General features: G+C 64.6%; 10 protein-coding genes and 2 tRNA genes. 8 read left to right on the top strand and 4 right to left on the bottom strand.

All coding sequences use genetic code 11. From position 1 onward, the window contains the following. Positions 1–68 precede the first annotated feature (68 nt). A complete protein-coding gene (locus ACN0V4_RS14435) occupies positions 69–275 on the top strand; it encodes a cold-shock protein (RefSeq protein ID WP_417677281.1) in 207 nt (68 codons plus the stop codon). A gap of 58 nt (positions 276–333) precedes the next feature. Here ACN0V4_RS14435 and ACN0V4_RS14430 read toward each other — a convergent pair whose 3' ends face one another. Both ACN0V4_RS14430 and ACN0V4_RS14425 read right to left on the bottom strand, forming a co-directional pair. Then, the gene (locus tag ACN0V4_RS14430) at positions 334–633 is read right to left on the bottom strand and encodes a hypothetical protein (protein WP_417677279.1); all 300 of its coding nucleotides are present in this window, start codon (positions 631–633) and stop codon (positions 334–336) included. Between the two features lie 64 nt (positions 634–697). Continuing rightward, a complete protein-coding gene (locus ACN0V4_RS14425; protein WP_417677277.1) occupies positions 698–1,120 on the bottom strand; it encodes a DUF1810 domain-containing protein in 423 nt (140 codons plus the stop codon). Positions 1,121–1,199: 79 nt separating this feature from the next. Here ACN0V4_RS14425 and ACN0V4_RS14420 point away from each other — a divergent pair, with 79 nt between their 5' ends. The 5 genes from ACN0V4_RS14420 to ACN0V4_RS14400 all read left to right on the top strand — a co-directional run bounded on the left by ACN0V4_RS14420 (position 1,200) and on the right by ACN0V4_RS14400 (position 7,776). Next, positions 1,200–2,363 carry an alpha-hydroxy acid oxidase gene (locus ACN0V4_RS14420; RefSeq protein ID WP_417677275.1) on the top strand — a complete coding sequence of 388 codons (1,164 nt, stop codon included), beginning with the start codon at positions 1,200–1,202 and terminating at the stop codon, positions 2,361–2,363. Positions 2,364–2,473: 110 nt separating this feature from the next. Next, positions 2,474–5,911, top strand: coding sequence for a pyruvate carboxylase (locus tag ACN0V4_RS14415; RefSeq protein WP_417677603.1), 3,438 nt, complete (start codon positions 2,474–2,476; stop codon positions 5,909–5,911). A 413-nt stretch (positions 5,912–6,324) separates the two neighbouring features. Next, positions 6,325–7,482 carry a Hint domain-containing protein gene (locus ACN0V4_RS14410; protein ID WP_417677273.1) on the top strand — a complete coding sequence of 386 codons (1,158 nt, stop codon included), beginning with the start codon at positions 6,325–6,327 and terminating at the stop codon, positions 7,480–7,482. Positions 7,483–7,599: 117 nt separating this feature from the next. Continuing rightward, positions 7,600–7,674, top strand: a tRNA-Gly gene (locus ACN0V4_RS14405). Between the two features lie 27 nt (positions 7,675–7,701). Then, positions 7,702–7,776: transfer RNA gene (locus tag ACN0V4_RS14400), tRNA-Gly, on the top strand. Positions 7,777–7,845: 69 nt separating this feature from the next. Here the strand turns inward: ACN0V4_RS14400 and ACN0V4_RS14395 are convergent. Then, positions 7,846–9,198 carry an MATE family efflux transporter gene (locus ACN0V4_RS14395; RefSeq protein ID WP_417677271.1) on the bottom strand — a complete coding sequence of 451 codons (1,353 nt, stop codon included), beginning with the start codon at positions 9,196–9,198 and terminating at the stop codon, positions 7,846–7,848. Between the two features lie 120 nt (positions 9,199–9,318). On the opposite strand from ACN0V4_RS14395, the gene ACN0V4_RS14390 reads away from it, so the two are divergent. Together ACN0V4_RS14390 and parE are read left to right on the top strand one after the other, a co-directional pair. Then, positions 9,319–10,200 (top strand): alpha/beta fold hydrolase, encoded by an 882-nt coding sequence (locus tag ACN0V4_RS14390; protein WP_417677269.1) that lies wholly within the window; start codon positions 9,319–9,321, stop codon positions 10,198–10,200. A gap of 311 nt (positions 10,201–10,511) precedes the next feature. Beyond that, positions 10,512–12,470, top strand: a complete 1,959-nt coding sequence (parE, locus tag ACN0V4_RS14385) for a DNA topoisomerase IV subunit B (protein ID WP_417677267.1) — start codon at positions 10,512–10,514, stop codon at positions 12,468–12,470. Positions 12,471–12,620: 150 nt separating this feature from the next. On the opposite strand, the gene ACN0V4_RS14380 is transcribed toward parE, so the two are convergent. Further along, positions 12,621–13,898, bottom strand: a complete 1,278-nt coding sequence (locus ACN0V4_RS14380) for a peptidoglycan-binding domain-containing protein (RefSeq protein WP_417677265.1) — start codon at positions 13,896–13,898, stop codon at positions 12,621–12,623. Positions 13,899–14,052 lie beyond the last annotated feature (154 nt).

The following is a 14,052-nucleotide window of genomic DNA, read 5'->3' as shown; positions in this document are numbered from 1 at the left end:
AATCGGTCACGCCCCCGCGCCTGCGAGGATGCGCGGGGCCAAGAGCAAGTCAGAAGGAGACACGGGAGATGCCGACTGGCACCGTGAAATGGTTCAATACCACCAAAGGCTATGGCTTCATCGCGCCGGATGAAGGCGGCAAGGATGTGTTCGTCCACATCTCGGCCGTTGAGCGCTCCGGGATGACGGGGCTGGCCGACAATCAGAAAGTTTCCTACGAACTTCTGGACGGACGCGACGGCCGCCAAATGGCCGGGGATTTGAAAGCGTTGTAAGCATTCCCCCCTTTAAGTCTCGCCCGCCCCTGCCCCCTTGTCGGGGCGGGCGTTTCCCCTAGCCTCCGGGTCCGGGCTCTGCGGCGACCTTCGGCATGAAGGTCTGCCAATTTTCCCCCATTGCCAAAAGACAAGATATTCCAGTCGCATAGGTCGCCACCAGCGCCCACGCACCGTTCTGCGCGGACCACAATTCGATCACCTGATCCTGGTCGCGGATGCCGCTGGCGGTGCGGCTGAGGCGCATCCGCCGCTCCAGCCGGTCGTGCATCTTGTCGGTCGGTTCGCAGATCACCTCGGCCAGGGGCGAGGCCGCCCGCACGGAAGCCCCCGCGCCAAGCGCGACGATCAGGGCCAACGGGGCGAGGCATCGGAACATGATGCCAATGTAACGTATTTATGACGCCCTGAGTAGCGTGACGCTATAGACCGCCGCTTCGCAACAGGTCCCGCGTCGCACCGCAGCGACTCCCGTCATAGAAGGTCTCCAGCAGCTCGGCAAAGACCGGACCGCCGCCCGCCGCCTCGAACAGCGTCGCGCAGGAGCGCAGCTTGACCGCGTCCACCGGGCCCAGAATCGCCTGGGCGCTGCGCTCGGGATGATCCAGCATCGCCCGTGCCGCCTGTTGCAGCCGCGCCCCCAGCACCGGATCGGCGAGATAGGCCCTGGCCTCGGCCAGATTGGCAAGGCCATAGCGCCGCGCGGTGGCCGACCGGCCGAGCCCACGCAACTGCGGAAAGATGAACCACATCCAGTGGCTGCTCTTGGCTCCCGCCTGCAGTTCGGCCAGGGCTTGGGGCCAGGCATCCTGCTGCGCGTCGTGAAATCGGGAAAGATCATCCATATCGCCAAGATAGCTTACCCACGCCCAGCCGCAATGTCGCAGACTGGACAATCGCACCTGTTTGGCGACAAATCCCACCATGGACCTGCACAGCACATACCCAAGCGTTCCCGACCTGAAACGCCGCGCCCGCCAGCGGTTGCCGAAATTCGTCTGGGAGTACCTCGACAGCGGCACCGGCACCGAGGCCACAAAGACCCGCAACCGCACCGCGCTCGACGCCGTGGGCTTCCTGCCCTCGATCCTGCACGGGCCGCAAACCCCGGATCTGGGCACGCGCTTCCTGGGACAGGACTTTCCACTGCCCTTCGGCATCTCGCCGGTGGGGATGTCGGGGCTGATCTGGCCCGATGCCGAAGGCCATCTGGCCAGAGCCGCGGCCGAAGCCGGCATTCCCTATTCGCTCTCCACCGTGGCGAGCCAATGCCCCGAGGATCTGGCGCCACATCTGGGCGATCACGGCTGGTTCCAGCTTTATCCGCCGAAGGATGAAGGCATCCGCGCCGATATGCTGAACCGCGTGCGCGACGCGGGGTTCAAGGCGCTGATTCTGACGGTCGACGTTCCGGTCGCCTCGCGCCGCGAACGGCAGACCCGATCCGGGCTGACCCAACCGCCGAAACTGACCCCGCGGCTGCTGGCGCAGGTGGCGATGCGGCCGGCCTGGGCGCTGGGGATGGCCCGCCGCGGCATGCCGCATATGCGGATGTTGGACAAATACGTGCAGGCGGCCAGCGGCGCGCTGTCCTCGACCGCGCATGTCGGCTATCTGCTGCGCACCTCGCCGGACATGAGCTATGTGAAATGGCTGCGCGATCACTGGCAGGGGCCCCTGCTGATCAAGGGCGTGCTGCGTCCCGAGGATGCCGACCCGCTGGAGCGGATCGGTGTCGATGCGCTCTGGGTCTCGAACCATGCCGGCCGGCAGTTCGACGGCGCCCCCTCCTCGATCGAGGCGCTGCCGCGGATTCGCGCCGCCACCCGACTGCCGCTGATCTTCGACAGTGGTGCCGAAAGCGCGCTCGACATCCTGCGCGCCCGCGCACTGGGCGCCGATTTCGTGATGATGGCGCGGCCGTTCCACTATGCGCTGGGCGCCCTCGGCGCCAAGGGCCCGGCGCATCTGATCGAGGTGCTGCGCCGCGATCTGGTGGCAAATATGGGGCAATTGGGCATGGAGCGCCTGGGTGATCTGCCGCCGGCCATCCCGCTGCCGGCCCTGCCGCACCCAATGACAAATTGATGACAGACCGATAGCGCAACCATGCTGGTCACACCGGGAAAACGCCGCTACGCCTTTGCAGCAAATCACGCTGCACCGCGGCAACACCCTAAAGACCAACAGAGGTGACCATGTCCGACTTCCGCAAGATCCTGATCGCAAACCGGGGCGAAATCGCCATCCGGGTGATGCGTGCCGCCAACGAGATGGGCAAGAAGACCGTCGCCATCTATGCGGAGGAGGACAAGCTCAGCCTGCATCGGTTCAAGGCGGACGAGGCCTATAAGATCGGCGAAGGCATGGGGCCGGTTGCCGCCTACCTGTCGATCGAGGAGATCATCCGCGTCGCCCGCGAAAGCGGGGCGGATGCCATCCACCCCGGCTATGGGCTGTTGTCCGAGAACCCGGATTTCGTCGAGGCCTGCGAAAAGGCCGGCATCACCTTCATCGGGCCGAAGGCCGACACCATGCGCGCGCTTGGCGACAAGGCCAGCGCCCGCAAGGTCGCCGTCGCTGCCGGCGTGCCGGTGATCCCGGCGACGGAAGTGCTGGGCGACGATATGGAGGTCATCGTCAAGGAGGCCGAGGAGATCGGCTTTCCGCTGATGCTCAAGGCCTCCTGGGGCGGCGGCGGCCGTGGCATGCGGCCGATCCTGAACGCCAAGGAACTGCCCGAGAAGGTGATGGAAGGCCGACGCGAGGCCGAAGCCGCCTTTGGCAATGGCGAGGGTTACCTTGAAAAGATGATCACCCGCGCCCGCCATGTCGAGGTTCAGATCCTCGGCGACAAGCATGGCGGCATGTATCATCTCTACGAGCGCGACTGTTCGGTCCAGCGCCGCAACCAGAAGGTCGTCGAACGCGCCCCCGCCCCCTATCTGACCGAGGCGCAGCGGGCCGAGATCTGCGATCTGGGTTATCGCATCTGCAAGCACGTCAATTACGAATGCGCCGGCACCGTCGAATTCCTGATGGATATGGAGACGGAGCAGTTCTATTTCATCGAGGTGAACCCGCGCGTTCAGGTCGAGCACACGGTGACCGAAGAGGTCACCGGCATCGACATCGTGCAGGCGCAGATCCTGATCGCCGAGGGCAAGACCATCGCCGAGGCCACCGGCAAGGCCAGCCAGGACGATATCCGGCTGAACGGCCACGCGCTGCAGACCCGGATCACCACCGAGGATCCGCAGAACAACTTCATCCCCGACTATGGCCGCATCAGCGCCTATCGCACCGCCACCGGCATGGGCATCCGGCTGGATGGCGGCACGGCTTACGCCGGGGGCGTGATCACGCGGTATTACGATTCGCTGCTGGTCAAGGTCACCGCCCACGCCCAGACGCCGCAGAAGGCCATCGCCCGGATGGACCGCGCGCTGCGCGAATTCCGCATCCGCGGGGTGAACACCAATATCGCCTTTGTCGAGAACCTGCTGAAACACCCGGTGTTCCTGAACAACACCTATACCACCAAGTTCATCGACGACACGCCGGCGCTGTTCCATTTTCCGAAACGGCAGGACCGCGGCACCAAGGTGCTGACCTATATCGCCGATATCACGGTGAACGGTCACCCCGAGACCAAGGACCGGCCGCTGCCGGTGGCGGGGCTGAAGCTGCCGAAGCCGCCGACCAAGAAGGCCGAGCCGCAGATGGGCACCCGCAACCTGCTGGAGCACAAGGGCCCCAAGGCGGTGGCCGACTGGATGCGGGCGCAACAGCAGTTGCTGATCACCGATACCACCATGCGCGACGGGCATCAGTCGCTGCTGGCAACCCGGATGCGGTCGATCGACATGATCCGGGTCGCCCCCGCCTATGCCGCCAACCTGCCGCAACTCCTCTCGGTCGAATGCTGGGGCGGCGCGACCTTCGATGTCGCCTATCGCTTCTTGCAGGAATGCCCCTGGCAGCGGCTGCGCGACCTGCGCGAGGCGCTGCCGAACCTGATGACGCAGATGCTGCTGAGGGGCTCCAACGGCGTCGGCTATACCAACTATCCCGACAACGTGGTGCAGGCCTTCGTCAAGGAAGCGGCGCAGAACATCGACGTCTTCCGCGTCTTCGACAGCCTGAACTGGGTCGAGAACATGCGCGTCGCCATGGATGCGGTGATCGAGCAGAACAAGATCTGCGAAGGCACCATCTGCTATACTGGTGACCTGCTCGATCCGGATCGGTCGAAATACGATCTGAAATACTACATCGGCATGGCCAAAGAGCTTGAGGCCGCCGGCGCCCATGTGCTGGGGCTGAAGGACATGGCCGGGCTGATGAAGCCGGCCTCGGCCAAGGCGCTGGTGCGCGCGCTGAAGCAGGAGGTCGGGCTGCCGATCCACTATCACACCCATGACACCGCCGGTGTCGCCATCGCCTCGATCCTGGCGGCGGCAGAGGCCGGGGTGGATGCGGTCGATTGCGCGATGGACAGCTTCTCGGGCAACACCAGCCAGGCGACGCTGGGGTCTGTGGTCGAGGCGCTGCGCCACACCGATCGCGACACCGGGCTCGACATCGACGCGATCCGCGAGATCAGCGATTACTTCGAAGCGGTGCGCGGCCAATACGCCGCCTTCGAATCCGGCCTGCAGGCGCCGGCCTCCGAGGTCTATCTGCACGAGATGCCGGGCGGCCAGTTCACCAACCTCAAGGCCCAGGCCCGCAGCCTCGGGCTGGAGGACCGCTGGCACGAGGTCGCCAAGACCTATGCCGATGTGAACATGATGTTCGGCGATATCGTCAAGGTCACGCCCTCGTCCAAGGTGGTGGGCGACATGGCGCTGATGATGGTGAGCCAGGGTCTGACCCGCGCCCAGGTCGAGGATCCGGCCGTCGAGGTCAGCTTCCCGGATTCGGTGATCGACATGATGCGCGGCAATCTGGGCCAACCGCCGCAGGGCTTTCCCGAGGTGATCCTGAAGAAGGTGCTGAAGGACGAGGTGCCCAATACCGAACGCCCGGGCAAGCATCTGCCCGCCGTCGATCTCGACGAGACCCGCGCCAAGCTGAAGGCCGAGCTGGAAGGCAAGCACATCGATGACGAGGATCTGATGGGATATCTGATGTATCCCAAGGTCTTCCTCGATTACATGGGCCGGCACCGGATGTATGGCCCGGTGCGGACCCTGCCGACCAAGACCTTCTTCTATGGCATGGAGCCGGGCGAGGAGATCTCGGCCGAGATCGACCCCGGCAAGACGCTGGAAATCCGCTGCCAGGCGGTGGGCGAGACCGATGAGAACGGCGAGGTGAAGGTCTTCTTCGAACTGAACGGCCAGCCGCGCACCATCCGGGTGCCGAACCGTCTGGTGAAAGCTGCCAAGGTCGCCCGCCCCAAGGCGGAGCAGGGCAATGGCAATCACATCGGCGCGCCGATGCCGGGCGTCGTCGCCACCGTCGCGGTGCAGGTCGGCCAACAGGTCAAGGAAGGCGATCTGCTGCTGACGATCGAGGCGATGAAGATGGAAACCGGCCTGCATGCCGAACGCGATGCCACCATCAAGGCGCTGCACGTCCAGCCCGGCACCCAGATTGACGCCAAGGATTTGCTGATCGAGCTGGAATAACCCCCTGCCCGCCGTCTCGCGCCTCTGGTGCGGGACGGCGATGGCCGTCAGCCGCCGCGAGCTGTCGGAATTTAGATAACATTTGATATCTTTTCAGCCCCGCCGCCGCGCACGCGGCCCCGGGGCCCAAGCCGCATCGGTCCCGCCGCGATATGGCAACCGATCCGACGGAAAATATTTTTTTTCACTTACAATCAAATAGTTAGATTACGTACCCTGGGCGCTTTCCCGGCGGAGAAACGTCTTCGCCAACACGGTTCCGACGATCGTTCCGAAGCCTGAATAGACAAAATTCGCCTGACTTTCCCCGACCCAAGCAAGTGAAAAGTAACGACTTCAGGCCCCCATAGACAGAACCAGCCCCGAACTCGCGGCATCACGGGGAAAAGCAGCAGCGCCAGAAGGTCGGTTCCATGTCTACCTATTCGCTTCAGCTCATTCCCCTGTCGGGCCTCAATTTCATCGGTCCTCAACCCAGCGATTTCCAGATCCAATATGGCAGCGGCAGCGGCTGGGACTGGGGCAGCTATAAGTTCACCTATTCCAACAGCGATCTGGTCACCGTCGGCGTCAACGACGCCGACGACAGGCTGCAGGACGATCCCGCCAATCCCTGGTGGAGCGGCGGCCACTTCCCGCCGCACAGCCAGGTGATCAGTGACAGCGTCACCGTCGATGGAACCACCTATTCCTCGGGGCTGCGGATCGAGGATGAATATGAACTCTGGGCCGTAGATCAGAGCGGCAACAAATACCGCCTGGTGGCGGTAAGCGTCGACAGCGACCCCAACAACCCCTACTCCGGCAGCACGGTGATCGGCTATACTTTCGACGGCGCCTGGCCGCCGGAGGACACCCGGCTGACCATCCTGCGCGGTTCGGGAGAGGACGGGCAAGAGATGCGCGCCCCTCCGCCGCCGCCTCCCTGCTTTGCCAAGGGCACGCTGATCGCCACCCTGCACGGCGAAATTCCGGTCGAGGATCTGGAACGCGGTCACCGCGTGACGACGCTGGACAACGGACCGAAGCCGATCCGCATGATCCTGTCGCGCCGTCTGAGCGCCGAGGAGCTGGCCCTCTACCCCCAGCTGAGACCGATCCGGATCGCCGCCGGCGCGCTCGGTCCCCGCACCCCGCGCGAGGATCTGCTGGTCTCACCACAGCACCGGATGCTGGTGTCCTCGCGCATCTCGGCCCGGATGTTCGACAGCCCCGAGGTTCTGGTCGCCGCCAAGCACCTGATCGGAGCCCCCGGGGTCGAGGTCGCCGACGAAACAGGCGAGGTGACCTATTATCATATCCTGTTCGATGATCATCAGATCGTCACCGCCAACGGCGCATTGAGCGAATCGTTCTATACCGGCCCCGAGGCGCTGAGGAGCGTGCCGCCGGAAGCGCGTGAAGAGATTTTCCTGCTGTTCCCGGAGCTTGCCAGCAGGACGGACAACCCCCAACACCCCGCCCGCGCGCTGATCAGCGGGAAGGAGGCCAGGACGATGGCGATGCGTCACTGCAAGAACCAGCGGCAGTTTCTCGAACCCATTCCGGCCCCGCTTCGCCCCGGCGCCTGACCGATCGTTCCCCCCTCCGGCACAGGTCCGCGCCAAGACAGAAAAATCCTCCCGCCCCATGCATTTTCCACTTGCAGCCCCGGCTGGATATTTATATCTCACGCCTCACTCAAGGACGCGGGCGTAGCTCAGGGGTAGAGCACAACCTTGCCAAGGTTGGGGTCGAGAGTTCGAATCTCTTCGCCCGCTCCAGAGAGTAACAAAGACCTACCCAAGGATGCGGGCGTAGCTCAGGGGTAGAGCACAACCTTGCCAAGGTTGGGGTCGAGAGTTCGAATCTCTTCGCCCGCTCCAAAACTCTTCATATTGCAGAGACTTACAGACGACGATGGGCCACCAGCCCCTCTCGTCCTGTGCCGTCTGTCAGGTCTGGACCGAGCCCCCCTGCCCGAGCCCGAGCCGCCAGAACCGCGCCATCAGCAGCACCGCCGCACAGGCCAGCCCCAGCACCAGCCCAAGCCAGATGCCGATGCCGCCGAAGCCGAAGGTGAAGCCCAGCAGATAGGAACACGGCAGCCCGACCACCCAGTAGGACAGCGCCGCGATCACCATCGGCATGGTCATGTCCTGCACCCCGTGCAACAGCCCCAGCGCCACCACCTGGCCGCCGTCGACCAGTTGGAACAGCGCCGCCGCCGCCAGCAGCCCGACCCCGATCGACAGAATCTGCGCCCGCTCCGGATCGGCCGGGTCGAGGAAAAGCGAAATCAATGCCTCGGGCCAGATCAGGAAAGCCGCGCTCGCCAGCAGCGCCAGCCCCAGCGACATCACCGTCACCACCAGCGCCCCGCGCATCATATGCGCGCGATCACCACGGCCATAGGCATTGCCAACCCGGACGGTCGCCGCATTGCTCAGCCCCATGTGCACCATGAAGGTGGCCGAGGCGAGCTGCAGCGCGATCCCATGGGCCGCCAGCGGTACGATGCCCAGCCAGCCCATCATCAACGACGATGCGGTGAACAGCGTCACCTCGCTGAGGCTGGTCAGCCCGATCGGCACCCCAAGGCGGAAGACCCGGGCGAACATCTCCCAATCCGGGCGCCAGAAGCGTCGGAACAGCTCATGTTCGGGCAAGGCCCGCAGCACATAGGCCACCACCGCCACCAGCGCGATGATCTGGGTGATCACAGAGGCCAGCGCCGCCCCGCGTACCCCGAGTTCCGGCGCCCCGAAGTGGCCGAAGATGAAGACGTAATTCGCCGCCGCATTGGTCAGCGCCGCCAGCACCGTGATCCAGAGCACGATCTGCGTCCGCTCCATCGCCGCCAGATAGGATTTCAGCACCACCAGCAAGAGTGCCGGGAACAGCCCCCAGCCGGAGATCCGCAGATAGTGCGCTGCATCGGCCGAAACCTCGGCCTGCTGCCCCATCGCGCGCAGGATCGGCTCAGCCCACCAGAGCGCCGGCATCGCGGCGGCCGCGAACAGCCAGGACAGCCACAGCCCCATCCGCGCCGAGCGCCGCGCGCTGACATCGTCGCCCTCGCCATTGGCGGCGGCGACCATTGGCATCACCGCCCAGCCAAAGCCGGCGCCGGTCAGATAGATGACGAAATAATAGCTATTGGCCAATGTCACTGCCGCCAGCGCCTCGACCCCGTACCAGCCCAGCATCACGCTATCGGTCATGCCGATGGCGAATTGCGCCAGATTGCCGCCGATCAACGGCAGCCCCAACAGCGCGATGGCCTTGGCGTGGCCGGCATATGACATTCTTTTGATCATCTTTCAGCCAATAGACGCCGCCCCCTCACCTGGCAAGCTGGCGCCCGCACCGCCGCCTTGCCCAGCAATTTTCGTTGCCGAAGGGCCGCAAGCGGCTAGAGTGGCGCCATGAAAACCGAGAGTATTGATCTGAACGGCCACCCGTTCCTTCTGCGCCGCTGGGGCAATCCGGCGAATCCGCCGCTTTTGCTGCTGCATGGCTTCCCCGAATACGGCGGCGCCTGGGCCGAGCTGGCACCGCTGCTGGCCGAACGCTTTCACTGCGTCGCCCCGGATCAGCGCGGCTATGGCCAGAGCTGGTCGCCGGACGATGTGTCGATGTATCGCGGCTCGCAACTGGTCGGCGACATGGCGGCGCTGATCGACCACCTGGGCGGCGGCCCGCTGACGGTGATGGGCCACGACTGGGGCGCGGCGGTGGCCTATGGGCTGGCGATGTTCCGCCCCGAACTGGTCCGCCGGCTGATCATCGCCAACGGGGTTCACCCGGTCCCCTTCCAGCGCGCGCTGGCCCGGGGCGGCGCCCAGGCGGAAGCGTCGCAATATATCCTGATGCTGCGCCACGACGGGTCCGAGGATCGGCTTGCCGCCGATGACTTCGCCAAGATGAAGGCCCTGTTCCTGGCGAAGATGGACCACGCCTGGATGACGCCGGCGAAATTGGCCGAATACGTCACCGAATGGTCGCGCCCCGGCCGGCTGAAGACGATGATCCACTGGTATCGCGCCTCGCCCCTGCAGGTGGCGAAACCGGGAGAGCCGATCACCGATCTGCCCGAGCCGCCGAAGGACAGGTTGATGGTGCGCTGCCCGCATCTGCTGCTCTGGGGGCTGGGAGATACCGCCCTGCTGCCCGAGGCGACCGAAGGTCTTGAGGATTACGCCCCCGATCTGACCCGGGTGGAGTTCAACGGCGCCGATCACTGGATCTGCCATCAGATCCCGCAACAGGTGGCGCGCGCCGTCCTGGAGTGGTGCGACCGGCCCTGAGAGCGCCTCCCTTCAGACGGGGATCAGTGGCGTGATCCGTGACATCCCATTCGTTCGAGAGAACTTCATTTCATGAATGAAGTTGGAGAGGGCGTCAGATGGAGCCAACCTTTTCCGATCAAGGGAGAAATACGTATCTCTCACGAACCTCACTGAAAGTACGGGCGCGGGGTTTGATGGTTGGGACAGACTCTGCACCAAACCAGAAGGAGGATCAGGGGCTCAGGTCATTGCCAGTGACAGGCCCCACTTTCCCCCGACCGGCAGCTCTGGCATACTGGCCGCCAACCAACAAGAATGAGCAGCAGCCGATGCCTGACGATCTCCTTTCCGGGACCGAATCCGCCACCTATGATGCCTCCTCGATCGAAGTGCTGGAGGGGCTGGAGCCCGTCCGCAAGCGCCCCGGCATGTATATCGGCGGCACCGACGAGCGGGCGCTGCACCATCTGGTGGCCGAAATCCTCGACAACTCGATGGACGAGGCGGTGGCGGGCTATGCCAACCGGATCGAGATCGAGCTGCACGCGGATTATTCGCTCACCGTCAAGGACAACGGCCGCGGCATTCCGGTCGACCCGCACCCGAAGTTTCCCGGCAAATCGGCGCTTGAGGTGATCCTCTGCACGCTGCACGCGGGCGGCAAATTCTCTGGCAAGGCCTATCAGACCTCCGGCGGTCTGCACGGGGTTGGCGCCTCGGTGGTCAACGCGCTGTCGGATCTGATGGTGGTCCAGGTGGCCCGCGACAAGACGCTTTACGAACAGCGATTCTCCCGCGGCATTCCGCAAGGCCCGGTGGAGAAGATCGGCGCCGCACCGAACCGGCGCGGCACCACGGTCACCTTCCACGCGGATCCGGAGATCTTCGGCTCGCATCGCTTCAAGCCGGCGCGGCTGTTCAAGTCGATCCGCTCGAAAGCCTATCTGTTCTCCGGCGTGGAAATCCGTTGGAAATCCGAAATCGACGATGGCGAGACCCCGCTTGAGGCCACCTTCCATTTCCCCGGCGGCCTGGCGGATTACCTGAAGGAGACGCTGGCCGGCGTCTCGACCTATGCCGACCAGCCGTTTTCCGGCACCGTCGATTTCACCGAACGGTTCGGCGTGCCGGGCAAGGTGGAATGGGCAATCAACTGGACGCCATCCCGCGACGGGTTCATTCAATCCTATTGCAACACCGTGCCGACCCCCGAAGGCGGCACCCATGAGGCCGGCTTCTGGGCCGCGATCCTCAAGGGCATCCGCGCCTATGGCGAGCTGGTGAACAACCGCAAGGCCAAGGAGATCACCCGCGAGGATCTGACCACCGGCGGCTGCGCGCTGGTGTCCTGCTTTATCAGCGAACCCGAATTCGTCGGCCAGACCAAGGATCGCCTCGCCACCGTCGAGGCGCAGCGGTTGGTCGAGAATGCGGTGCGCGACCATTTCGACAACTGGCTGGCCGCCGATACCAAGAGCGCCGGCGCCATCCTGGATTTCCTGGTGCTGCGCGCCGAGGAACGGCTGCGCCGCCGTCAGGAAAAGGAAACCGCCCGCAAGACCGCCACCAAGAAGTTGCGCCTGCCCGGCAAGCTGGTCGATTGTTCCTCCAACGTGCGTGAGGGGACCGAGCTGTTCATCGTCGAAGGCGACTCGGCCGGTGGCTCGGCCAAGATGGCACGGGACCGGAAGACCCAGGCGCTGCTGCCGTTGCGCGGCAAAATCCTCAACGTGCTGGGGGCGGCCTCCAACAAACTGGGGTCGAACGCCGAAATTTCTGACCTCAGCCAGGCCCTGGGCGTCGGGCTCGGCAGCAAGTTCAACATCGACGATCTGCGCTATGACAAGGTCATCATCATGACCGACGCCGACGTCGACGGGGCGCATATCGCCTCGCTTCTGATGACCTTCTTCTTCACCCAGATGCGGCCGATGATCGACACCGGCCACCTCTATCTGGCCTGCCCGCCACTGTTCCGCCTGACGCAAGGCGCCCGCCGCATCTATGCGCTGGACGAGGCGGAGCGCGACATCTGGCTGGAGAAGGGACTGGGCGGCAAGGGCAAGATCGACGTCAGCCGGTTCAAGGGTCTGGGCGAGATGGATGCCAAGGATCTGAAGGAAACCACCATGGATCCGAAATCGCGCAAGCTGATCCGGGTCACCATCGACGAGGACGAACCGGGCGAGACCGGCGATCTGGTGGAACGGCTGATGGGCAAGAAACCCGAGCTGCGGTTCCAGTACATCCAGGAGAACGCGCGGTTCGTCGAGGAGCTGGATGTGTAAGGGGCCGGCCGCCCCGCCATACTCCCCCCAAAGTGGGCGCCTCGCCGCGCACCGCAGACCTCGAATGCATCACTTGGCAACTGGAACACCTGCATGACAAAAGGCCCGCCCCACCGGGGGACGGGCCTTTCTTCAATCCATATCTAAGGCTCAGTTGCCCGAGACGGTCGGGAACACCGGGACGATGCCGCCGCTGGTGGCCTTGAGCACGGCCAGACGTTCCGGCGTCTGGCCCAGCACCGGGGTCGACCCCAGCGCCACCTGCATCCAGCTTGCCGCCACCTGGGGCGCGGCCGGCGCCGTGCCGAAGCCTTCGCGCAGCTGGTGGCTGACCATCTCGCCATAGCCACCCTCCCCGGCCGCGGTCAGCAGCACGGCGGAGGCCAGCGCCATTTCCGCGTCATCGGCGCGATAACCGGCACCGAGGCAGACCTTGCCGCCGGAAATCACCTGAGCCATCGGCTGGCCCGACCCGTCGAGAAACGCCTTGGTCGAGGCAATCACCTGCGCCGCCGGCGTGCTGCCGATGGCCGCGATCTGCGGCGCGATGGCCTGGGCCAGACCGGCGCATTGCGCCTCGATCTGATCCTGGCTCATGTTCGGAATCGTCGCTTCGATCCGCGAGGTGTCGGACATCGCCTGGGTGCGGGCCAGGCAGAACTGTTCGTTCAGCGCCAGGGTCGGGTCGGAGATCTGGCCCGGAGCGCTCAGCCCGCCATTGGCAGCGGTACGCACGTTGACCTGATCACATTGGCCGCGCATCGAGTTCTGCGGCGCCTGGAAGCCAAAGCTCGGCAGTGCGGCCCCGGTATCGGCGCGGGTGCTGACCGGCTCGGGCTGGGTGGGCATCGGAACCGGCGCGGGGGTCACCGCCATCTGCGTCCCCGGCGTGGCGATGCCAAGCTGTTCGTTGCGATAGGTGCGCAGCAGGCCCGGATAGCCCTGGGTCGCCACGATCTGATTGTAGGGCGCCATCTGGGCGCTGGAGAGCGCGCGCTGATAGCTGGCCAGCAGGAAGTCCTGCTCGTGCGGGTCGAGATAGCCATCCACCCCATAGCCCATGTCCGCCTGATAGCGGCGGATGCCGTTGCGGCTGTTGCTGCCCAGCGCGCCGTCGGGGGTGCCGACGTTATAGCCGAAATAGTTCAGCGCCACCTGCACCTGGCGGTTCGCCTCGCGCTGCGACGACGAGACCGAGCTACGCCGCACCGTGGAATTCTGTTGTTGCTGCTGTTGCTGCTGCTGCTGCAGCAGTTGCTGTTGTTGCTGCTGCTGGCGCTGCTTGTTCTTGTTCACTTCGTTGACGATGATCCCGCCCAGGATCGCCCCCCCGATCAGAGAGGTCGCGTCATTCGCCTGGGCACGGCCGGCGCTCACCACGATCGTGCTGGCAACGACGATCGATGCGCAAAGATTACGTTTCAACATCTCAAATCCTCATTCAAATGGGCGAACCGCTCGCCTCTCGTTCCGGCGACAGACGCCCAACGAGCGCGACCCGTCGAAATGCGCTCAGTAGATAGGCAAAAGGATGATCCCCAGGGGGGCTTTCTGTCAAGATGTTCACCAGCCCACCGCCCCG

The sequence above is a fragment of the Pseudodonghicola sp. genome (assembly GCF_048268305.1).
GTDB lineage: Bacteria > Pseudomonadota > Alphaproteobacteria > Rhodobacterales > Rhodobacteraceae > Pseudodonghicola.
This window is presented reverse-complemented; position numbering and strand designations above follow the sequence as displayed.